The organism is Thermostichus sp. MS-CIW-15 (genome assembly GCF_054060575.1).
Genome location: NZ_JBSSDI010000019.1, coordinates 31,982 through 52,143 on the forward strand (window position 1 = coordinate 31,982; position 20,162 = coordinate 52,143).

Here is a 20,162-nt window from a genome sequence, read left to right on the forward strand (position 1 = left end):
AAACCTCATGAGTTCAGGCTTTTCCGGGAGTAGGGTTGATCCCTACCTTTTCCCCGCAAGGGGAAGGGGTTGGATTTGGTGACAGATTGAGAACTGTCCTGGGGGTGTCTTGGGAAAAAGCCCAAGTTTACTAGACTGTAAATGTGATTTAGGGTACAGATTTATGACTACTGTCTCCGCTGCTGCTACCCCCGCTGGGACGACGCTGCTCGACATCTGGCAAGTCCTGGCCGAAAAGTTTGCCGATTACACTGCCCTCAGGGATCCCCATGCCCAGCCGGTCTTTGAGATTTCTTACGGGCAGCTCTTTCGCCGCATTCAGATCTTGGCTGCCGGTTTGCAGGCTTTGGGCATTCGGCCTGGGGATCGGGTGGCCATTTTTGCCGACAATTCCCCCCGCTGGCTGATGGCAGATCTGGCCACGCTGTTTACGGGAGCGGTCAATGTGCCGCGCAGCGCCGTGGCGGATCCGGCGGAGCTGGGCTACATTTTGCGCCATTCCGGCAGCACCGCTTTGATTGCCCAGGATGCGAAGACCCTAAGCCGGGTGCGGCCGGTTGTGCAGGAGCTGGGCCTGGAGCGGCTGCTGTTGCTTTCCGATGAAGAAGAGCCGGGGGTATTGAATTTTTCTCAGTGGCTGCAAAAAGGCCGGGAGCGCCGCTACGAGCCGCCGCGGCTGGAGCGATCCCAGTTGGCCACCATCATCTACACTTCTGGCACTTCCGGTCGGCCCAAGGGGGTGATGCTCAGCCACGGCAACCTGATGCACCAGGTGGAAAACTTGCATGTGGTGGTGCAGCCCCGGCCTGGGGATAAGGTGCTGACAATTCTGCCCACCTGGCACTCCTACGAGCGGGCCTGTGAGTATTTTCTCCTCAGCCAGGCCTGCACGTTGGTTTACACCAACCCTCGCTTTATCAAGCAAGATTTTCAACAGGAGCAGCCCCACTATCTGGTGGCGGTGCCCCGCATCTGGGAGACCGTTTACGAAGGGATCCAGCGGCAATTTAAGGAAAAAAGCCCCCTGATGCAGCGGCTGATCCGCACCTTGATGGCGGCCAGCGAAGGCTACGTGCTCGCCGGGCGGATTGCCGGCAACCGGTCGATTTTACACTACGGCGTCAGCCCGTGGGTGCGCCTGGGGGCCCGCCTGCAACAGGGGCTGCTCTGGCCTGTCCACCGCCTGGCCGATGCGCTGATCTACCGCAAGGTGCGGCAGGCTTTGGGCCCCAATTTTCAACAGGCCATCAGCGGCGGCGGATCCCTGCCCGCCTACCTGGATCTGTTTTACGAGGTGGTGGGCATTTCCATCCTCAATGGCTACGGCCTAACGGAAACCTCGCCGGTGCTGTGCGCGCGGCGTCCTGACAACAACGTGCGCGGTACGGCTGGCCCACCGCTGCCAGGGACGGAGTTTCGCATTGTCGATCCGGAAACCCGGCAGCCCTTGCCCCCTGGCCAAAAGGGGTTGATCCTGGCCCGTGGCCCGCAGGTGATGATGGGCTACTACAACAATCCAGAAGCCACCGCTAAAGTTCTCAGCTCTGATGGCTGGTTTGAAACCGGGGATCTGGGCTGGCTCACTCCCGACGGCCAACTGGTGATCACCGGCAGGGCCAAGGACGTGATCGTGCTGCTTAACGGCGAAAATGTCGAGCCGCAGCCGCTGGAAGATGCCTGCCTGCAATCCCCCTACATCAGCCAGATCGTGATCGTCGGGCAAGACCAAAAGAAACTGGCCGCCCTCATCTACCCCAACCTCGATGCCCTTAAGGCTTGGGCCGCTGAGCAAGGGATCCCGGCTGCGGAGGCCGAGCTCTTGGGCCACCCGCAGGTGCGCACGTTGATTTTGCAGGAGGTGCGGGCCCGCATCCAAGAGCGTCCTGGCTACCGGCCCCACGAGCAAATTGCCGACTTCCGCTTTTTGCCAGAGCCCCTGAGCGTGGAAAACGGCCTCATGACCCAGACGCTGAAAATTAAGCGTAACCCGGTGGCCGAGCGCTACGCCCACCTCATCCAGGAGATGTATCCGACAGGGAGCTAAGTTTGGGATCCCCGCTGTTGCTCCAGGTAGCGCCGGAAGGTCTCCGGGGGAATGGCCCCCCGGTAGGCGCCGCAGTAGTAGAGGGTGAGCACCGCCTTGTAGGCCCAATCGGTCGGCACCACGTCTGGGAAGGGGCTGGGCAAGGTGTCTGCCTGGTTGGCGGCGCAGGCTTGCAAGATCTGCTCTGTAGTGAGCTGTTCGGCCAGATCGGGGGGCAGCTCCCGCAGGTTGGCCTGGGCAAAAGCCGCTCCAGATAGGCTCAAACTGGAGAGAGCTGCCCCCACAAGAGCTGGGGTGAAGAGGTGTTGCACTTTCATTGGGAAATGAACGACGAGGAGAAATCGGCCGGGTATGTCCCTTCTCTAGGGTAGTACGGACGAAAAGAGCGTTTGGATCTGGATAGAAGTCTCAGACGCTCTGTTCCCAGATTAAGATGCAAAAAACCCCGGAAGCAAAAGGAGGGGACAGGATCCCCGAACGGCCAATTCTCTCTTTACGGGGGTGATGAAGTGTTGAAAGCGCGATAGGTCGAGGCCGATGAGCTCATCCAAAAGGCCGAGTTTTGACAGCCTGGATCCGCCGGATCCAAAGCTAATCGATGCCTGTGTGCATTGTGGGTTTTGCCTGACCACCTGCCCCAGCTACCGCGTCCTCGGCAAGGAGACAGACTCGCCGCGGGGGCGCATCTACCAGATGGACGCCCTCAATCAAGGCCAAATCTCTCTCTCGGCAGCAGTGGTTTCCCATTTCGATACCTGCCTGGGCTGTCTGGCCTGCGTTACCGCCTGTCCTTCGGGGGTGCGCTACGACCGGCTGATCGCCGCCACCCGCCCGCAGATCGAGCGCAACCACCGCCGCAACCTTTGGGATTGGCTGTACCGCCAGTTCATCTTCTGGCTCTTCCCCTACCCGGCGCGGCTGCGGCCTCTGCTCTGGCCCCTTTGGCTCTACCAAAAAATGGGGGTCGGCGCCTGGATCCGCCAAGGGCTGGCGAAGGTCTCCCCGCGCCTGGCGGCCATGGAATCCCTCTTGCCCCCTCTTGAGGTGGGGCAACTGCTGCCCAAGCGCTACCCGGAGCGGATCCCGGCGGTGGGCGAACGCCGCTTTCGCGTGGGGCTGCTCCTCGGCTGCGTGCAGCGCCTGTTTGCCCCGCAGGTGAATGAGGCCAGCATTCGCGTCTTGACCCACAACGGCTGTGAGGTGGTGATCCCGCCCGCCCAGGGCTGTTGTGCGGCCTTGCCCCACCACCAAGGGCAACTGCAGCAGGCAGAAGCCCTGGCCCGCCAGATGGTGGATGCTTTTGCCGGCTACGAGTTGGATGCCATTTTGGTGACTGCCTCCGGCTGCGGCCACACCCTCAAGGAGTACGGCCACCTTTTGGCCAGGGATCCCGACTACCAAGAGAAAGGGGCTCAGTTTGCGGCCAAAGTCAAGGATATCCAGGAGTTTCTGGCGCAGGTAGGGCTGACCGCTCCCCTGTACCCCCTGCAGCCGGATCCCTTGGTGCTGGCCTATCAGGATGCCTGCCACATCCTGCACGGGCAGCGCCTCAGCCAGGAGCCGCGACAACTGCTGCGGCAAATTCCCGGGCTGGAGCTGCGGGATCCTGTCGATGCCGCCCTCTGCTGCGGCAGCTCCGGCGTCTACAACCTGCTGCAGCCCGAGGTGGCCGACGAGCTGGGATCCCAGAAGGTGGCCAACCTGCTCAACACCGGCGCCCAGGGGATCGTCTCCGCCAATATCGGCTGCCGCCTGCAGCTCCAGAAGCACCTGCGTCTGCAAGGCAAGGCCGGGATCCCCATTTATCACCCGATGGAACTCCTGGATCGCGCTCTCCGACCGCCCACTCCTCCTTCTAGCTAGAGCTTGAGGGCGGCACGGGGATCATAGGACTGAACCCGCTGCAGCTTTTCGTAGAGCTCCCGCTCCTCCTCCGAAACACGGGTGGGCAAATAGATCTGAACTACCGCGTAGAAATCGCCCCGCTCTCCATTGCCCTTGGGAAAACCCCTCTCTGCCAAGCGCAACTTTCGCCCCGGCTGCATGCCGGGTGGGATCCGCAGCTTCACCACTCCATCCAAGGTGGGCACCTCCACCTGGGCGCCCAAGACGGCCTCGCTGGGGCTGATGGGCAAATCGCAGTAGACGTCAAACCCCTCAAGGCGGTAGAAGGGGTGCTCCTTCAGCTCGATCTTGAGGTACAGGTCGCCGGCGCCGCCGTTGGGTTTGGGGTGGCCTTGGCCGCGCAGGCGAATCCGCTTCCCTGGCGTCATCCCTGCTGGGATGTTGACCTCGAGCACGCGATCCCCGCCCACCCGTAGGCGGCGTCTGCCCCCTTCAAAAGCTTCGGGAATGGTGAGCTGGATGGTGGCCTCCGCATCGTAGTTGGCGTTGCCAGCGGAGCTACTGCTGCGATCCGCACCTGAGTTGCGCACCCGGCCCAGCAGTTGATCGATGAAGTCTTGAAAATCCTCAAATTGGCTGAAATCGACGCCACTGCCAAAACCGCTTCCCCCAAAGTCTTCGCTGAAGGAGCTGTCGCCAAAAGGGCTGCTGCTGTAAGGCTGGCTGTAGGTATCCCGCCGGTAGCGGAACCCGCCCTGCTGGTGGTACTGGCCAAATTGGTCGTATTGCCTGCGTTTGCCGGGATCCGAGAGAACTTCGTAGGCTTCGTTGATCTCCTTAAACTTCTCTTCGGCAGCTTTGTTGTTCGGGTTAACATCCGGGTGATATTTTCGGGCCAGGCGCCGATAGGCCTGCTTGATCTCGTCGGCGGTGGCCGTCTGGCTGACCCCCAAAATCTTGTAGTAGTCCTTGAAATTTTGCATGGAGGCGTCCGCAGGCAAGTCACTGAGAAGGGTCAGAAAACCAAGAGGCCAGGCATCAAGGGATCCCTCCCTCTGACCTGTTGACGAAAAGAGAAAGAGGCGGGCTAGACGCTATCGCCCATCCCGTCCCTCCCCATTATCGATGCTCCAGACAAAGGCGGGATCCGCCCTGCGGGCCCCAGGGGGATCCCATTGTCGTTACTTGCTCTCGGTGAAGTCGGCGTCGATGACGTCGTCGCTGCCGCCGGAGGTTGTCCCAGAGGTGGAGCTGGAAGCGGCGCCGGGCTGCTGATAGAGCTCGCTGCTCATGGCGTAGAGGGCCTCTTGCAGCTCCCGCTCTTTGCTCTGGATGGCGCTGTCGTCGTCCCGCTGGATGGCCTCCCGCAGCTCTCGCACCAGGGTCTCGATTTGGCTGCGCTTGCTGGCGGAGACCTTGTCTCCCAGCTCCTTCAACTGCCGCTCAGCCTGGTAGGCCAGCGAGTCGGCCTTGTTGCGGCGCTCGATTTTCTCGCGGCGGGCGCGGTCTTCGGCAGCGTATTTTTCCGCCTCGGCGATCATCCGCTCCACCTCTTTGCTATCCAGCGTGGAGGCGCCGGTAATGGAAATGCTCTGCTCCTTGCCGCTGCCCTTGTCTCTGGCCGTCACTTTGAGGATGCCGTTGGCGTCGATGTCGAAGGTCACCTCGATCTGCGGCACACCGCGGGGAGCCGGCGGGATCCCGTCCAGCTTGAAGCGGCCCAGGGACTTGTTGTCGCGAGCCAACTCCCGCTCCCCTTGCACCACGTGGATTTCCACCGAGGTCTGCCCATCTTCGGCGGTGGAGAAAATCTCCGACTTGCGGGTGGGGATGGTGGTGTTGCGCGGGATCAGCTTGGTGGCGATACCGCCCAGGGTTTCCACCCCCAAAGACAAGGGGGTGACATCCAGCAACAGCACGTCTTTGACCTCGCCCGCCAGCACGCCAGCTTGGATGGCAGCACCCACGGCCACCACCTCGTCGGGGTTGACAGTTTGGTTGGGTTCTTTGCCCAGCAGCTCCTTCACCAGCCGCTGCACCGCCGGGATGCGGGTGGAGCCGCCCACCAGCACCACTTCGTTGATGTCGGCCTTGGTGAGCTTGGCATCCCGCAGGGCCTGCTCCACCGGCCCTTTGCAGCGCTCCAGCAAGTCGGCGCAGAGGTGTTCAAACTGGGCGCGGGAGAGCTTCAACTCCAGGTGCTTCGGACCATCGGCCGTGGCGGTGATGAAGGGCAGGTTGATGGTAGTCTCGGAGACGCTGGACAGCTCGATCTTGGCCTTCTCGGCGGCTTCCGTCAGCCGCTGCAGGGCCTGCCGGTCTTGCCGCAGGTCGATCCCTTCCATGCGCTTGAACTCTTCGGCCATCCAGTCGACGATCTTCTTGTCGAAGTCGTCGCCACCCAACTGGGTATCGCCGCTGGTGGCCTTCACCTCGAAGACGCCATCCCCCACCTCCAGAATGGAGACGTCGAAGGTGCCACCGCCCAAGTCGAAGACGAGGATGGTCTCGTTGTTGCGCTTGTCCAAGCCATAGGCCAAGGAAGCCGCCGTCGGCTCGTTGATGATGCGCAGCACTTCCAAGCCGGCGATCCTCCCGGCATCTTTGGTGGCCTGCCGCTGCGAGTCGTTAAAGTAGGCCGGGACAGTAATGACGGCTTGGGTGACCGGTTGGCCTAGGTAGCGGCTGGCGTCTTCTACCAGCTTGCGCAGCACCATGGCCGAGATCTCTTCGGGGGCAAATTCCTTGTTCATGCGGGGTGAGTACAACTTGACATTGCCCCGCTCATCCCGCCGCACCTGGTAGGAGACCCGCTTGGCATCGACGTTCAGCTCATCGTACTTGCGCCCGATGAACCGCTTGACCGAGTAAAAAGTGTTCTCGGGGTTGAGCACCGCTTGGCGACGGGCCATCTGGCCCACCAGGCGCTCCCCATCTTTGGTGAAAGCGACCACTGAGGGTGTAGTGCGGCTCCCCTCGGCATTGGGAATGACAGTGGGGACGCCCCCTTCCATTACGGCGACAACCGAGTTGGTTGTGCCCAAGTCAATTCCTACAACTTTTCCCATCGGCTCCTTGTTCTCCTTTTGTTCAAGACGTGACCTCGGCTACCGCCGCCAGGCTGTATGAAGTAGCTTGGGCAGCCAATCCGTGAAAATTCAGCAGGTATTTAGCCGTTTCCTAGGTCGATCCTAACCAGCAGGGCATCTGGGTCAGGGCGAGAATGCCGCCCATTTCTGGCGACTGGAAGGCAGAACAGTTACGGATCTCCGTACCTGCCGCGGCCTTGCTTCCAGGACCGGTTGGGGCAAGGGCGGCTAGCTCTGGATAAGCTGCAGGGCTTCCAGGCTGCGGGCTACAACGGTTTCGGCCAAGGGCAGGTAGCCCATCTCTGCGGCCAGAGCTTGTCCCTCGCTGAGGGCCCAGCGCAGCACTGCCCGCAGGGCGTTGGCCATGGCGGGATCCCGATACTGGCGGTAGGCCAGGATCCAGGTGTAGGTGACGATGGGGTAGGCCCCCGCGCCGGCGGGATCGGGCACAAAAGCCCGCAGGTTGTCGGGCAGCTCGATTTCGCTCAGGGCCAGGGCCGAGGCTTCCGGGGTGGGGAGGACGAACTCGCCGCGGCGGTTTTCCAGGGCCGCCACCGACAGATCCAGGTCGCGGGCATAGACCGATTCCACATAGCCGATCACCCCTTCGCTGAGGAGCATCTGGGCGCTCATGCCTTCGTTGCCTTTCACCCCAATGCCCACCGGCCACTCCAGGGACATGCCGACGCCGATCTCGGAGGCCCAGGTGGGGTCGATGGCGGCCAGGTGGCGGGTAAAGGTGTCGGTGGTGCCGCTGCCGTCGGAGCGGTAGCAGACGGCGATGGGCAGGTCGGGGATCTCCAGGTCGGGGTTGAGGGCCAAAATCTGCGGATCCCGCCACTGGGTAATTTGGCCGCGGAAGATCTGCACCAACACCGAGCGGGACAGTTTGAGGCCGGAGCGGATCCCGGGCAGGTTGTAGCCGACGGCAATGCTGCCTGCCGTCATCGGGATCATGACCACGCCCCGCTTGACTTCGGCAATTTCGGCATCGGTCATGGCCACGTCGCTGGCGGCAAAGTCCACCGTCTGGTCGATAAATTGGCGGATGCCGGCGGCGCTGCCCACCGGCTGGAAGTTGATTTCGACTTTGGGATCCACCTGGCGGTAGTCGGAAAACCAGCGCAAATACAGGGGAGCCGGGAAGGTGGCCCCGGCCCCGTTGATCAACAAGGTCTCAGCGGCAAGCTGGCTGTCGGCAACAGGGCCAGCCTGCCCAGAACGGGATCCCCTTTGGCAGGCGCTCAGGCCAGCAGCAGCCAGCAACGACAGCAGCATTTCTCGGCGGCGAAGGCGGGGCAGTTGCACCATAGCTGAGGCGCTCCAAGCTCTCCGCCCCGATCCTTGTCTTGCCTACGGAGCCCTGTCAAGGGTGGCCATCCTGAGCTCTGGGAAGCACCAGAGGGGACAACCTTCCGCAAAAGGCAGCTTCTTCCCTCCACCAACTTGTCGCCGATCCTTGCAGGATTCGCTGCGCTCTTGGGCAACAGTTGGGATCCCAACCCCGCTTCTGGATCCAGAGTAAAAAACGAAGCTTGAGCGAGAAAAACAAAGAAAAACAGCAAAAAAAAGAGAACGAGAGAGTTGAGTTCTGCAGCAACTGCAGAGGGATCCTCAGGCCAAAGCCTTATCTGGCAAGGCTTAGCCGGTTTGGGGCCGGATCCCCCCTGCCTTGGAAAAATCTTGACATATCTTGGAATAGGGCAATATATTGTGGGTTCTGTGCAGAAATCCTGCGCTGTTCACATCTCGGTATCTGGGGGACTACTATGCCGACTTTGACTCGTTCTCCCTGGACACTGCGAGACAGCGAAAAGCTCTATCGCATTTCTGGTTGGGGGGATCCCTACTTCCGTATCAACGCCGCCGGTCATGTGGAGGTAACCCCACAGGGCTCACAGCAGCAGGAAGGGGGCATCGACCTGTACCACCTGGTAACGGATCTGGTGGCGCGGGGTTTGCAGTTGCCTTTGTTGATTCGCTTTCCCGAGATCGTGGCCGACCGCATGCGGCGGATTTGTGAGAGCTTTCAGCAGGCCATCGAGCGCTTTGGCTACCCCAACGTCTACCGAGGGGTTTACCCGGTCAAGGTGAACCAGCAGCGCCACCTGGTGGAAGAGGTGGTCAAGCACGGCCGTGCCTACCACTTTGGCCTGGAGGCGGGATCCAAGCCGGAGCTGTTGATCGCCCTGGCTCTGCTGGATACACCTGGGGCTTTGTTGATCTGCAACGGCTACAAAGACCGCGACTTTATGGAAACGGCCCTCTTGGCCCAGCGGCTGGGGCGCACCCCCATCATCGTCCTGGAACGGCTGCAAGAGCTGGAGCTGGTGCTGCAAGCTGCCGAGCACCTGGGGATTGATCCCCTGCTGGGGGTGCGGGCCAAGCTGTCCGCCCAGGGCAGTGGCCGCTGGGGCACCTCGGCTGGGGATCGGGGCAAGTTCGGCCTCACGGCCACCGAGATGTTGCAGGTGGTGGAGCGGCTGCGGGAAGTCGGCAAGCTGCACTGTCTGCGCCTGTTGCACTACCACATCGGCTCGCAGATCTCGATGGTGAGCGTGCATGGGCGGGCCGTGCGGGAGGCCAGCCAGATCTACATCGAGCTGGTCAAGCTGGGGGCGCCGATGGGCTATCTGGATGTCGGCGGCGGCTTGGGGGTCGATTACGACGGATCCCAGTCCACCAGCCACTTTTCCCAGAGCTACAGCCTGGAAGATTACGCCGCCACCGTGGTGCAGACGGTGCTGACCGCCCTGCAGCCGCACGGGATCCAGCCGCCGGTGCTGGTGACCGAAAGCGGGCGGGCCCTGATGTCCCACCAGTCGGTGCTGGTCTTCGACATCCAGGATGTCAACGCCGCCAGCCCCTACCCCATGCCCACCCAGCTCACCTCCGATGCTGAGGTGATCCAAAAGCTGAACCAGCTCTACTACGAGATCCGGCCCGAGACCCTGGTGGCCGACTATCGCCGCTGCCAAGAGCTGAAAGAGGCCGCCCTGCGCCAATTTACCGAGGGATCCCTCAGCTTGCGGGAGCGGGCCGAGGTGGAGCGGCTGTTTTGGAACTGCTCCGACAAGATCTGCACGCTGGCCTACGAGCAGCACCAGGCGGGGCAGCCGGTGGCCGTAGATCTCCTGGATCTGGACGAGATGCTGGCCAGCATCTACTACGGCAACTTCTCCCTCTTCCAATCCCTGCCGGATAGCTGGGCCATCGACCAGGTGTTCCCCATCATGCCCATCCACCGTCTGGACGAGGAGCCGCGCCAGTGGGCCACCCTGGCCGATCTGACCTGCGACAGCGACGGCAAGATCAACCGCTTCTTTGGCGAAGACGGGCAGATCACCTCGGTTTTGCCGCTGCACGATCCCAACGGGCAGCCCTACCTGCTGGGGGTGTTTCTGGGGGGCGCCTACCAAGAAATCCTGGGGGATCTGCACAACCTGTTTGGAGACACCAACGCGGTGCACATCCGCACCCGTCCCGGCGGCTACCAAGTCACCCAAGTCATCAAGGGGGACACCATCGGCGAAGTGCTGAGCTGGGTGCAGTACAACAGCGAAGACCTGGTGGAAACCCTCCACCACGCCACCGAAGCCGCGCTACAAAGGGGGCAGATCACTCTAGAGCAGGCTAGGGCGCTGCAGCAGCACTTTGAAGACAACCTGCGGGCCTACACTTACCTGCACCGCTAGCTGCCCCTCTGCCATCCCGGCTTTAGCTCGTGGGGGTGGTGGGGGTGGCTGAGCCCTGCGCTGTACTCAGTGCCGGGAGTAGGTCACGGAAGGGGTGGGCTCTATGGCCCCCTTTTTCTAATGACAGCTTCCGGCCTGAGCAGAGGTGCTCCTTACCCGGCAATCTGAACCAGACACGGGTTTGATCCACAGCCAACCAAAAAAAGCAGCGTCACGTCAGCCATCCCTGCCCGCTGGCGACGTACCCCCCTTGGAGAAGTTAAGCCCGGCGAAGAAAGTTGACCAACGCCAACAAAACCAGAGCCCCAACGGTTGCCATCACCAAGTTCCCCAGCAGACCTGTAGCCCATAAGCCGAGCAAGTTGAAAAGGTATTCTCCCACAACTGCTCCGCAAATGCCGACAATGATGTTACCAATCAGGCCAAAACCGTAGCCGCGCTGGATAGACCCTGCCAGCCAACCGGCAATTGCCCCGATCACTAGAGACCTTAGTACGCTTTCCATGCCCTTTGCTCCTTCTTTTCTCGAGACAAATCCACTCCACCTCCAGCTTCTTTCGAAGTCGAGACAGATCCTGGCAGTGACATGATAACTACAGGGATCCCTTGCTTTCCACGGCTCCCCAGCTCTACAAAAGGAAAGACTGGCAGGGTGAGATCTGCCAGCCTAGGTTAGTTCCCTGGAAGTGAGCTGAGAGCGTCGTTGCCAACGACTTCAACCCAGTTCCAGTCTCTGCCGTTTCCCCCCCCTCCCGAAGTGATCCGGATCACGCGGCAAAGGTTCTTTAGAAGCGGCCCTGCTCCCCACCTCTGACCGACAAAGGTCAAAGCAATGGAGGCAGAGCCCTAGAACAAGGGCAATTGCTGCTCTTCCCCTTCAGCAAGGCTTGCAGGATCTGCCTCCTCCCTGTTGGCATTTCCCTCTGACAAGGGATCTGCTGCTTCCGCCAACAACTGACGAGCAGCGGCTAGCAACTCGTTGCGCAAGGGGGCCAGATCGCTGCGGTCGGCCAGATAGTGCTCCAGGGCCGTCAGGGGCTCTAGACAACTGGGATCCAGGGCCGGCAGGCGAATGCGGCTGGGGCTGACCACGTCTGGGACGAGAGTATAGCTGAAGGCAGGGGCGAGGGCCTGGTGCAGGGTCCGCTCGTCAACGCAATCGAGCTGGTCAGGGCGGAGGCGGTAGATCAGGCGCAGGATGGAGCCGGGTACAGGGGCCTTGGCAATGGCCTCCAGCAGTTTGGCCTGCACCTCTTGGGGGGGATAGGGGGTGAGATCAAGGCGGATGGAGTGAAAGGTGCGGGTGGGCAAGGGCAAAAATTCGTAGCTCGCCCCCGTGGCCGTCACCTCTGCCAACACACAACCTTTTTCCTCTTGTTCCTCCCCAAAGTCGACTCGCTCAATGCTGCCGGGATAGATTACCAAGGGATCCCGACACAACACCTGGTGACGGTGCACATGACCCAAAGCCACGTATTGGTAGGCGGGCCGCGCCAGCAGCGACAGGGGCACCGTCACTCCCTTGCCCACCGAAAGATGCCGCTCCGTCCCGTAGCGGGCTGTATCCACCATCACATGGGCCAACAAAATCGCCGGGATCCCTGGCTGCAAAGTGCGGATCTCCCCTTCCAGAGCCAGATCGAGGCGCTGCAGGAGCTGCTGAGTGAATACTTCGGCATTGAGATCCAGGCTCTCCTGGCGGGCAAGCAGGGTGGAGCGGTTTAGCCAAGGCAAGGTGGTCACCTGCACCGGGCCGCTGCGAGTTTCAATCCAATGGGTCTGCAGCCGATCCCCCACAACGAATCCCGCCACCCCCAGAGCGCGGTAGATGGCCAAGCTGTTGCCCTCTTGCCCCTGCCCGTACTGGTCGTGGTTGCCCACCAAGAGAACGGTCGGGATCCGGGCATCGGCCAGGCGGCGAAATTGTTGGGCAAAGAGCTCTTGGTGCAGCGGCGGCGGCGTCGCGTCGGGAAAGGCATCGCCCCCAAACAGCACCAGATCCACAGCCTGATCGAGGGCATGATCAATGCATAGGCGCAAAGAAGCGACAAAATCCTCCAAACGCGTGTTCAGCCCCGTAGCTGGGTTGATGGAGCCGTAGGCCAAGCCACTGCCCAAATGAATATCGGAAAAATGCAGCAGCTTCACCATCTCAAGCAGCCTTGAAGCCCTTCCATCCGTTGCCCTCACTCCTGCCCGCCGTTTGCCTGCCTTGCCAACTTTTGGATTGGCACCCCACTCGGAGTCAGATGAGGAATCCCCGCTGAAGCTAAGCCTGTCGGCGCGGCCTGGCTCGATCCAAACGCAAAGGTCGGCCCATAAATTCCTGGCCGTTGGCGACGTCGATGGCCTCCTCTTCCTCGGCCTCCGTGGCCAAATCCACAAACGCGAAGCCCCGTGTCTGGCCCGTTTCTCGGTCTATCGGGATTGTAACCGACTTAACGTTCCACCTCTGCTGGAAGAAAGCTGCTAGCTCTTCTGTTGAGGCTTTATAGTTTAGGTTTCCCACAAAAATGGTCATGGCAATTCAAGCAAAGCAAGGCGCGAATCGGAAAGAGCGGCAACCAAAGCTCAAGGTACTTCACTTTTATCACGGGGCCCCGCCTAATCGCACAACATGACAGGATGTAAAGGGATCGCCGCTCAAAAATCTTCGCACTTTCCCATCCAAAATGTGCTTTTGTCAAACTTTACGGGCGTGTACTTTTCCCGCTCCTTTGTTGAGTTTCCCCTCCAGCTCTGGCTCGACCGGTATCCGGAGGCCCTTGTCGTTTTGTTGCAACTTGTTAAACTAGATTGTTAAGATATGTATTGTCCTGCTTGCAGTGCTTGTTGGGAGCAGCGCTGGGATATCCTAGCGCGAGTCTCTCACCTACCCTAAGAGTCTCAAGGTGACGACAATGGAGGAAACGCTAGGTCTCTCTCTGGAGCAAGAATTTCGCCAGCGGGCTTTCGAGACGCTGGTAGCTCGCATGAGCCCTGAGCAGGCCAAGGACATCCTGGTCAAGCTGCACAAGCAAATGCTGTTGCAGGAGGCCACCTACCGCCAGTTGCTGCGCCATTCTCTTGAGGTTTGATGCACGCCCTTTCGTTTCCCACCTGGTGGATTCACATTGCCAGCGTCTTGGAATGGCTGGCGGCCATTGTTTGCGTGTGGCAGTTTGGGGAGCGAACGGGCCGGCCAGAGTGGCGCGGCTTGAGCTGGGCGATGTTGCCTGCTCTGGTGGGGGCAATGTGTGCCATTACCTGGCACTGGTTTGACAACGATCCCGCCCTCAACTGGGTGGTAACTGCCCAGGCGAGCTTGACACTTCTGGGCAATTGCACTCTGGCCTGGGCTGCCTACCGCATTTGGCGGGCGGAGCAGGCGGATCAGTCCCTTGGGAGGAGGGATCCAAGCTAGGCGATGGACAGTTTGTTTGCCCTTTCTCTATTTCCCTATTTGGCCTTCTTGTTTTTCCTGTCGCGGCTCCGCCGGATCCCGCGCCTGGCTTTGATCGGGTTTTGGCTGCTGCTACTGTTTGTGGCCGTCAGCATCCCGGCAGGGTTGTATGCCCAACTGCATTACGGCACTTCCCTGGCCAATGTGGATCCCTTGCATGGGGGAGCAGAGGCTTTCCTCACCCTCTCCAACATTCTGGTGGCCCTGGGCTTCAAGCAAGCCATTGACCAACAGGGATCCCCAGAGGTCGAGGAAGACAGCTCCGAGTTGTATTGACCTTCTCCCCAGTCCGGATTCTTTCTCGCTTGTCGCGAGCTACAGGGGCGGGAGACTGCCATATGTTTGTGGGGGAGGCCATAACCCCAACCTGGACCTAAGCCCAGATACTGACAACGCTGCACCCTCCCCAAACGGGGTGGGGCTGGCGAACATGGCATAGAAGGCGGCTGATCCCCAGCCCCCCTTGCATCCTCCCGTATACGGGGGGAAAGGGGGAGGACGGGGCCTGCGCCGCCAAGGTTTTGGTGATTGCAAACAAGCCCGAGCCAGTCCTTCGGCCCTACCCGCTGCCGAGCCCAAGCACTCCGTGCTGCTGACGCAACTATTCCCAGCTTCTCTGGCAGAGGCAGAGGGGAGCTGAACAGCAGACGCATCGCTTCGGCACGGCTTGGACTGAATGTAGAATGGAAGTCCAGACGGGATGTCTGCTGTTGTTTATTCTGAGAGACCTGCCGGATGGTGGCCACCCTTTCTGTCCCCAAAGCCAAGCTGAAAAACCCGCCTCTGCGCATCCATCGCATGGGTGACAAGGTGCTGCGGCAGCCGGCCAAGCGCGTCAGCCAGGTCAACGACGAGATCCGCCAGTTGGCGCGAGACATGCTGCAGACGATGTACAGCGCCGATGGCATTGGCCTGGCAGCTCCCCAGGTGGGCATTCCCAAGCGCTTGATTGTGGTAGATCTCTATCCCGATAAGCCGGAAGTGCCACCGCTGGTGCTGATCAACCCGGAGATCCGCGAGTACCTCGGCGAAGTTGTAGCCGGCCAGGAAGGCTGCCTTAGCATTCCGGGCGTCTTCTGCGAGGTCATGCGGCCGCAGGGGGTGGTGGTTTCGTTTAAGGACGAAACCGGGCGGCCCCGCACCCTCCAAGCCGACGACCTGCTGGCGCGGGTTATCCAACACGAAATCGATCACCTCAACGGTGTGCTGTTTGTGGATCACGTGGAAAACGAGCTGCTGTTGGATCAGGAGCTGCGCAAGCACGGCTTCCAGATGCAAGATGTGCAGCGCAAAAACAGCACACTTGCCACCCCTCCACCGAAACCTCGCTAGGTCATTGCCGCAGGCGCTGCGCCAAGAGCTGTTCTTCTAGAGCAGCAATGCGGTTGTAGGCAGCGGTTAGCTGGGCGCTCAGGCGCTGGATCTGGGCTTCAGGAGCAAGTTCATACGCCGGGCTGCGGTTGCTTACTACAGGGGGATCCTCCTCCAGCAAAAAGTTGTGGCTCCCATCTTCCACCAAGTCTGAGGTGAGAACGCTGTAACGGGAGGGGGCGGGGGCATTTTTTTTAGCCTCCTGCTTTGCCAGGAGAGCAGCCGCCACCTGCTCCGGCATCCGCTCGATGGCAGCTTTCAGCTCCTGAATTTGCAACTCCAGACGCTCAAAATAGTGCTGCAAGGTTTCGCTCATAGCTGCCCCGGTTCTGACTCTTTACTTTCATTGAAAGAGATAAGTTCTCGCTCCTCCCCTTCTTCCCCCAGATCATTTAACGATTACGCGGTTGGAGCACTAAAGTCGGCTTCAGGAGTTTGCCCTATCAAGCCAGTCCTGCTGGCTGGCGTCGGCCACAATTGAGACAGGCTCTCTCCAAAGTTTTTTCCAGAGCAGGTTCCTCTCTATTTCCAGGCAAAAAATGCAGGATGCGGTTCCCCCCTCGTCACAACAGGGCTATACCTTGCCCGTGTTTGCGGTGGCTGCTGCTAAAGCCGCTCTCCGCCGCCTTCTGGGGATCCCTTTGGAGCAGGACGGGGCTCATCCTGTCATTGCAGTGCAGGTGGAGCCCCAGTTCCCTGATGTTTGCATCCGGATCCCAGTGGAGCAGGTGGCTGCTCTCTCGGAGAACACCGCTTTGGCCATTACCCGTTCGGATCCCGGCCCTCATCTGGATCTCACCCGCAACACGCCGGTCTGGGCCTGGGTGGGCTTGGAGGAACGGGATCCCGCCACTCCGCCTTTGCTCCTGGAAGCGGGAGAGGGGCTGGGGCGGCATGCTGATGGCAGCCCGGCCATCTATGCTTACGCTCGGCGCCTGTTTGAGATCAATCTTTCGCCTGGGATCCCGGATGGGTATCGCCTGCGGGTGCGCATCATCTTGCCGGAGGGAAAACTCTTGGCGGAGCGGACTTCCAATGCGGCGTTTGGGGTGCTGGAGGGACTGGCTCTCTTGGGAACGCGGGCCGAGGTGGAGCCTTCTGCCAGTGCCGAGAGCCTGGAGCGGGCCCGCCGCGAATTGCAACAGAAATTGGCCAACCACCGGCATCTGGCCTTTTGCGTGGGCAGCCATGGGCAGCAGGTGGCCTTGCGGCAAGGGATCCCAGCAGAACAAATTCTACTGGTGGCCAATTGGATCGGGCCGCTGCTGGTGGAAGCGGCATTGCGAGGGGCAGACTCGATTCATTTGATCGGCTACCACGGCAAGTTGATCAAGCTGGCGGGGGGCATTTTCACCACTTCCAGCCATGTGGCCGATGCCCGCCTGGAGATCTTGGCGGCAGCCCTCATCCGCTGCGGGGGAACAGCCGAGCAGGCGCGGCAGGTGCTGGAGCTGAGGACGGTAGAGGCAGCGGTGCAGTATCTGAAGGATCTGGGCTGGGCAGAGCCGGTGCTGCAGGAGCTTTCCCGACAAATCCGCCAGCGGGCGACAGCCTATGTGCAAAAGTATGCCGCTCGATCCCTGCCGGTGCAGGTAACCCTGTTCGATCGCCAGGGCCAGGTCTGCGCTCAGGCGGGGATCCCAGGTCGTCTCGATTGAGACAAGGACGCCGCCACCCTACCCCAATCCTGATATGGCTCCCTTTTCAGGGAAAAAAGCGAGCAAAAGAAAGCTGGAGAAGCAAAGCCGCTCCCCCAGCTCCTGCCCATCGAAGTCAGTTTGGCACTTGGATCCCAGTCCTAATTCCCGGCAATCCTAACCGTATCCACCCGCCAGCGAGTGGCTCTGCCAGAAGTTGTGCCAGAAGACCGATAGCGGAAGGCAATGTAAACACGGCCAGGAGGTTGGATCCCAGATAGAGAAATGTTTCCAGAATCCACAAATTGGCCTGTAGAGGGATTGGGAATCGTCAGGGCCGTCCAAGTGGCTGCCTGCACCGCCGCCGGAGTGCCCGCACCGTTGTAATCGGTGGAGTAAAGAACGCTTAGTTGCGGAAAAGGAACGCCGCTATCGGTAAAGGAACTCTGATTGCGGAAGGTCAGAACCGGGTTGTTGGCCGAAGCCAGGTTCAGAGGCGGAGTAATCAGCCAATCATCACCCGGTTGCTGGCCGCCGAAGGCGTTGGCCTCGGCATAGGAATTGACGCAGCGCCAAGAGCGGGTGGTGTCGCCATCCACATCCACAATCTGCCAGCCAGCGGGAGCGGGGTTGCAGTTGTCAAAGTCTTCGGTTAGAGGCAGGTTAACTGGAGGAGGTGTTGGTGTTGGAGTTGGCGTGGGCGTTGGGGTCGGCGTGGGTGTCGGGGTCGGGGTTGGCGTTGGGGTCGGTGTGGGTGTTGGCGTCGGGGTTGACGTTGGCGTCGGCGTCAGGTTCAAGCCGACAATCACCGGGTCGTGATCGGAAGAACGGAAGGGATCCGGGGCGTAAAAGAGGCTCTGCTGTGAGGCGCTCTTGAAGCTCGTGGTGTAGTCCAGGCTCACTGGCTCGTCGGCGTTGATGTGCCACTTGGCCGACCCGGTCACTTGCGGCCTCAAGCTGGCGTTGGCCAAGGCGTGATCCAGGGATCCCCACTGACCTTGGAAGCTGAAGGAATAGCTGTTGGGGCCGTTGAGGTTGGTAAATCCGCCCTCCTCCAAGACTTTGATCGGGTCTTCCTTGGCGTAGGCGTTGAGATCCCCGATAATCAGCACATCCGGATCGGTGGAGCCGGTGGGGTTGGTGGACAACCAGTTCAGGATTTCCTGGGCAGCCCGCCTGCGGTTGCCGTTGCAATTGCCCTGGAAGGGATCGTTGTCGACAGGATCACAGGGGGATCCCTTCGACTTCAAGTGGTTGACCACCACCGTGAAGATGGCGTTGTTGCTCTTCTGCCGGAAGGTGACGGCCAAGGGAGGGCGGTGGCGACGAAGCGAGGGATCTTGGGTGAGTTCCCCGGTATCCAGAAAGGCGGGGTTGGTGCCAGGCGCAATTTCAACCGTAGCCGGCTTATAGATGAAACCATTGGTAATGGCATCACCGCCTAGGTTGGCTACCCCTACATCCACAAAAGCGTAGGTTCCCGGCCCCATGACCTGGTTGAGACCGTTCACCAAATCTTGGATGGAGCTGTTCGGGCCATAGCCGTCGTTTTCCAGCTCGTTCAGGCCCACAATATCGGCGTCCATGCGGCGAATCGCCTCGATGATCTTGTCCCGCTGGCGGGTGAACTCTGCGGCGTTCCTGGCCCCTCGACACTCGGAATTGTTGGGGAAGCAAATGTTGCCGAAGGTGTTGAAGTAGTTGAACAGATTGAAGCTGGCCACCTTCAGGGATCCGCCTACCGCGGGTGGAGTTTGCGGGCGAGGGTTGACGGACTGAAACGTCGGCAAGTTGCTGGGATCGTTGGGGTGGATGCGGTAGTCGATGGTGGCATCCACGTCGCCAGCGACGTTCCGGCCCTGTAACTGAGTCATGATCCCAACGATGTTGCTGACGCGATCCCCGCCCCGCACCGTGTTGGCAGCGCTGAGACCGCCAGGAGTGGGATAGATAACCGGATCCGGGTTTTGGGTGAGCAGCCGGTCATCGATGCGGATCCGTTTGCGGTTGTTCTCTTCCTGGAGGGCGGCCGCTTGGCTGGGATCCGCAATTTGCGTGGGGGTGAACAACCGCTCTGTGGCTACACTCAGCTCCCCGTGGCGTCCCAGCAGGAAAGAGTCGGTTACAAACAGGGGCTGGTTGCCGAAGGTAACCAGCATGCCCTCCAGAGCTTCCCGCTGCTCGGGAGTTAGCGGCAGAGCGATCTGAACCGGAGATGGCAGGGGATTGTTGGAGCTGCAGATAGTGAAGTTGGTAACGTTGGAGATCTGAGTTTGCTGGCGAAACTCGGCCACTCTCCCCGTCACCTGTACCCTATCCCCCAGGCTGACGTTGTTGGCCGTACCGCTGAAAACGAAGATGCCATCGGAAGTGGCCGGGTTGCCGTCGCCATCATCCTGCAGGTAGTAGCCCTGAAGATAGGTTTGGTTGGCTACTCCTTCGTTCTCAAAGTCTCCCACCACGATCCCGGAAACGGTAACAGTTTGGTCTACCAGCGGCGAAGCGAAGCCAGTGCCTTGGACAGTGCCAATCGGGGTCACGTTGGCGTTCGGATCACAGGCTCCTAAAGGAGGTGTCGGCGTCGGCGTGGGTGTTGCAGTCGGCGTCGCTGTCGGTGTTGCGGTGGGCGTGGGAGTCGGTGTGGGTGTTGCAGTCGGTGTCGCTGTCGGTGTTGCGGTGGGCGTGGCTGTCGGGGTGGGTAAAGGAGAAAGCGGGAGCAACGATCCTCCCCCTGATCCGCACCCTTTCAGAGAAACTGAGAGCACTAGGCAAAACATTAACGCTGCCATCAGTAACGCTGCCATCAGTTGCGCAGCACGGCGCAGAGCAGCCCTAACCCACATCCGCACACTCCTCCTTCGGGGATCCCATTTTTACCGCAACTACTGATACAGCCTTTTAATTTAAAATAGGGCACAGGTATTCAAGAGGAAGGAGAGAAAGGAATGCCGACTCATTCTTTGGATTTGCGGCAAAGAGTTGTAGCAGCCTATCAGGCAGGTAACACCTCCATCCGCCAGGTAGCTAAACGCTTCATGG

General features: G+C 60.4%; 18 protein-coding genes and 1 pseudogene. 9 read left to right on the forward strand and 10 right to left on the reverse strand.

The window, feature by feature from the left end; genetic code table 11:
* Positions 1 to 163: 163 nt before the first annotated feature.
* Positions 164 to 2,044, forward strand: coding sequence for an AMP-dependent synthetase/ligase (locus ACVW0R_RS08575; protein WP_457501919.1), 1,881 nt, complete (start codon positions 164 to 166; stop codon positions 2,042 to 2,044).
* Here ACVW0R_RS08575 and ACVW0R_RS08580 read toward each other — a convergent pair.
* Positions 2,041 to 2,361 carry a hypothetical protein gene (locus tag ACVW0R_RS08580; RefSeq protein WP_011429055.1) on the reverse strand — a complete coding sequence of 107 codons (321 nt, stop codon included), beginning with the start codon at positions 2,359 to 2,361 and terminating at the stop codon, positions 2,041 to 2,043. The two genes, ACVW0R_RS08575 and ACVW0R_RS08580, sit on opposite strands and share 4 nt — an antisense overlap.
* Before the next feature lie 220 nt (positions 2,362 to 2,581).
* Between ACVW0R_RS08580 and ACVW0R_RS08585 the strand changes: the two genes are divergently transcribed.
* Positions 2,582 to 3,907: a (Fe-S)-binding protein gene (locus tag ACVW0R_RS08585; RefSeq protein ID WP_457501920.1), complete on the forward strand. Its 1,326-nt coding sequence runs from the start codon at positions 2,582 to 2,584 to the stop codon at positions 3,905 to 3,907.
* On the opposite strand, the gene ACVW0R_RS08590 is transcribed toward ACVW0R_RS08585, so the two are convergent.
* The 3 genes from ACVW0R_RS08590 to pstS form a co-directional block, all read right to left on the reverse strand.
* Entirely contained in the window at positions 3,904 to 4,872 is a 969-nt protein-coding gene (locus ACVW0R_RS08590) for a DnaJ C-terminal domain-containing protein (RefSeq protein WP_011429053.1), read from the reverse strand. The genes ACVW0R_RS08585 and ACVW0R_RS08590 overlap by 4 nt on opposite strands.
* 198 nt (positions 4,873 to 5,070) lie before the next feature.
* Positions 5,071 to 6,957, reverse strand: coding sequence for a molecular chaperone DnaK (gene dnaK / locus ACVW0R_RS08595; protein WP_011429052.1), 1,887 nt, complete (start codon positions 6,955 to 6,957; stop codon positions 5,071 to 5,073).
* 249 nt (positions 6,958 to 7,206) lie between these two features.
* Positions 7,207 to 8,289 (reverse strand): phosphate ABC transporter substrate-binding protein PstS, encoded by a 1,083-nt coding sequence (pstS, locus tag ACVW0R_RS08600; protein ID WP_168173322.1) that lies wholly within the window; start codon positions 8,287 to 8,289, stop codon positions 7,207 to 7,209.
* 458 nt (positions 8,290 to 8,747) lie between these two features.
* Here pstS and speA point away from each other — a divergent pair, with 458 nt between their 5' ends.
* Positions 8,748 to 10,673 carry a biosynthetic arginine decarboxylase gene (gene speA / locus ACVW0R_RS08605; protein ID WP_011429050.1) on the forward strand — a complete coding sequence of 642 codons (1,926 nt, stop codon included), beginning with the start codon at positions 8,748 to 8,750 and terminating at the stop codon, positions 10,671 to 10,673.
* A 259-nt stretch (positions 10,674 to 10,932) separates the two neighbouring features.
* On the opposite strand, the gene ACVW0R_RS08610 is transcribed toward speA, so the two are convergent.
* From ACVW0R_RS08610 to ACVW0R_RS08620, 3 genes are all read right to left on the reverse strand, one after another.
* Complete coding sequence (locus ACVW0R_RS08610; protein WP_011429049.1) at positions 10,933 to 11,178, reverse strand: GlsB/YeaQ/YmgE family stress response membrane protein; 246 nt, start codon at positions 11,176 to 11,178, stop codon at positions 10,933 to 10,935.
* A 341-nt stretch (positions 11,179 to 11,519) separates the two neighbouring features.
* The gene (locus ACVW0R_RS08615) at positions 11,520 to 12,824 is read right to left on the reverse strand and encodes a metallophosphoesterase family protein (protein ID WP_011429048.1); all 1,305 of its coding nucleotides are present in this window, start codon (positions 12,822 to 12,824) and stop codon (positions 11,520 to 11,522) included.
* Between the two features lie 118 nt (positions 12,825 to 12,942).
* A complete protein-coding gene (locus tag ACVW0R_RS08620) occupies positions 12,943 to 13,194 on the reverse strand; it encodes an RNA recognition motif domain-containing protein (protein WP_011429047.1) in 252 nt (83 codons plus the stop codon).
* Positions 13,195 to 13,573: 379 nt separating this feature from the next.
* Between ACVW0R_RS08620 and ACVW0R_RS08625 the strand changes: the two genes are divergently transcribed.
* From ACVW0R_RS08625 to def, 4 genes are all read left to right on the forward strand, one after another.
* Positions 13,574 to 13,750 carry an NblA/ycf18 family protein gene (locus ACVW0R_RS08625; RefSeq protein ID WP_011429045.1) on the forward strand — a complete coding sequence of 59 codons (177 nt, stop codon included), beginning with the start codon at positions 13,574 to 13,576 and terminating at the stop codon, positions 13,748 to 13,750.
* On the forward strand, positions 13,750 to 14,076 hold the full coding sequence (locus ACVW0R_RS08630; RefSeq protein ID WP_011429044.1) for a DUF2499 domain-containing protein: 327 nt from the start codon (positions 13,750 to 13,752) through the stop codon (positions 14,074 to 14,076). Before ACVW0R_RS08625 ends, ACVW0R_RS08630 begins: the two co-directional genes overlap by 1 nt.
* Before the next feature lie 3 nt (positions 14,077 to 14,079).
* On the forward strand, positions 14,080 to 14,391 hold the full coding sequence (locus tag ACVW0R_RS08635) for a DUF3593 domain-containing protein (protein ID WP_011429043.1): 312 nt from the start codon (positions 14,080 to 14,082) through the stop codon (positions 14,389 to 14,391).
* 459 nt (positions 14,392 to 14,850) lie between these two features.
* On the forward strand, positions 14,851 to 15,447 hold the full coding sequence (gene def, locus ACVW0R_RS08640; RefSeq protein WP_099812609.1) for a peptide deformylase: 597 nt from the start codon (positions 14,851 to 14,853) through the stop codon (positions 15,445 to 15,447).
* A 1-nt stretch (position 15,448) separates the two neighbouring features.
* Here def and ACVW0R_RS08645 read toward each other — a convergent pair whose 3' ends face one another.
* Positions 15,449 to 15,802 carry a hypothetical protein gene (locus tag ACVW0R_RS08645; RefSeq protein WP_011429041.1) on the reverse strand — a complete coding sequence of 118 codons (354 nt, stop codon included), beginning with the start codon at positions 15,800 to 15,802 and terminating at the stop codon, positions 15,449 to 15,451.
* 223 nt (positions 15,803 to 16,025) lie between these two features.
* On the opposite strand from ACVW0R_RS08645, the gene cbiD reads away from it, so the two are divergent.
* Positions 16,026 to 17,144 carry a cobalt-precorrin-5B (C(1))-methyltransferase CbiD gene (gene cbiD, locus ACVW0R_RS08650; protein ID WP_011429040.1) on the forward strand — a complete coding sequence of 373 codons (1,119 nt, stop codon included), beginning with the start codon at positions 16,026 to 16,028 and terminating at the stop codon, positions 17,142 to 17,144.
* Between the two features lie 140 nt (positions 17,145 to 17,284).
* Here the strand turns inward: cbiD and ACVW0R_RS08655 are convergent, their stop codons facing one another.
* On the reverse strand, positions 17,285 to 19,663 hold the full coding sequence (locus ACVW0R_RS08655; RefSeq protein WP_457501921.1) for an ExeM/NucH family extracellular endonuclease: 2,379 nt from the start codon (positions 19,661 to 19,663) through the stop codon (positions 17,285 to 17,287).
* 13 nt (positions 19,664 to 19,676) lie between these two features.
* Complete coding sequence (locus tag ACVW0R_RS08660; RefSeq protein ID WP_414347108.1) at positions 19,677 to 19,865, reverse strand: hypothetical protein; 189 nt, start codon at positions 19,863 to 19,865, stop codon at positions 19,677 to 19,679.
* 203 nt (positions 19,866 to 20,068) lie between these two features.
* Between ACVW0R_RS08660 and ACVW0R_RS08665 the strand changes: the two are divergent.
* A pseudogene (locus tag ACVW0R_RS08665) lies at positions 20,069 to 20,162 on the forward strand (IS630 family transposase); the annotation flags it as partial.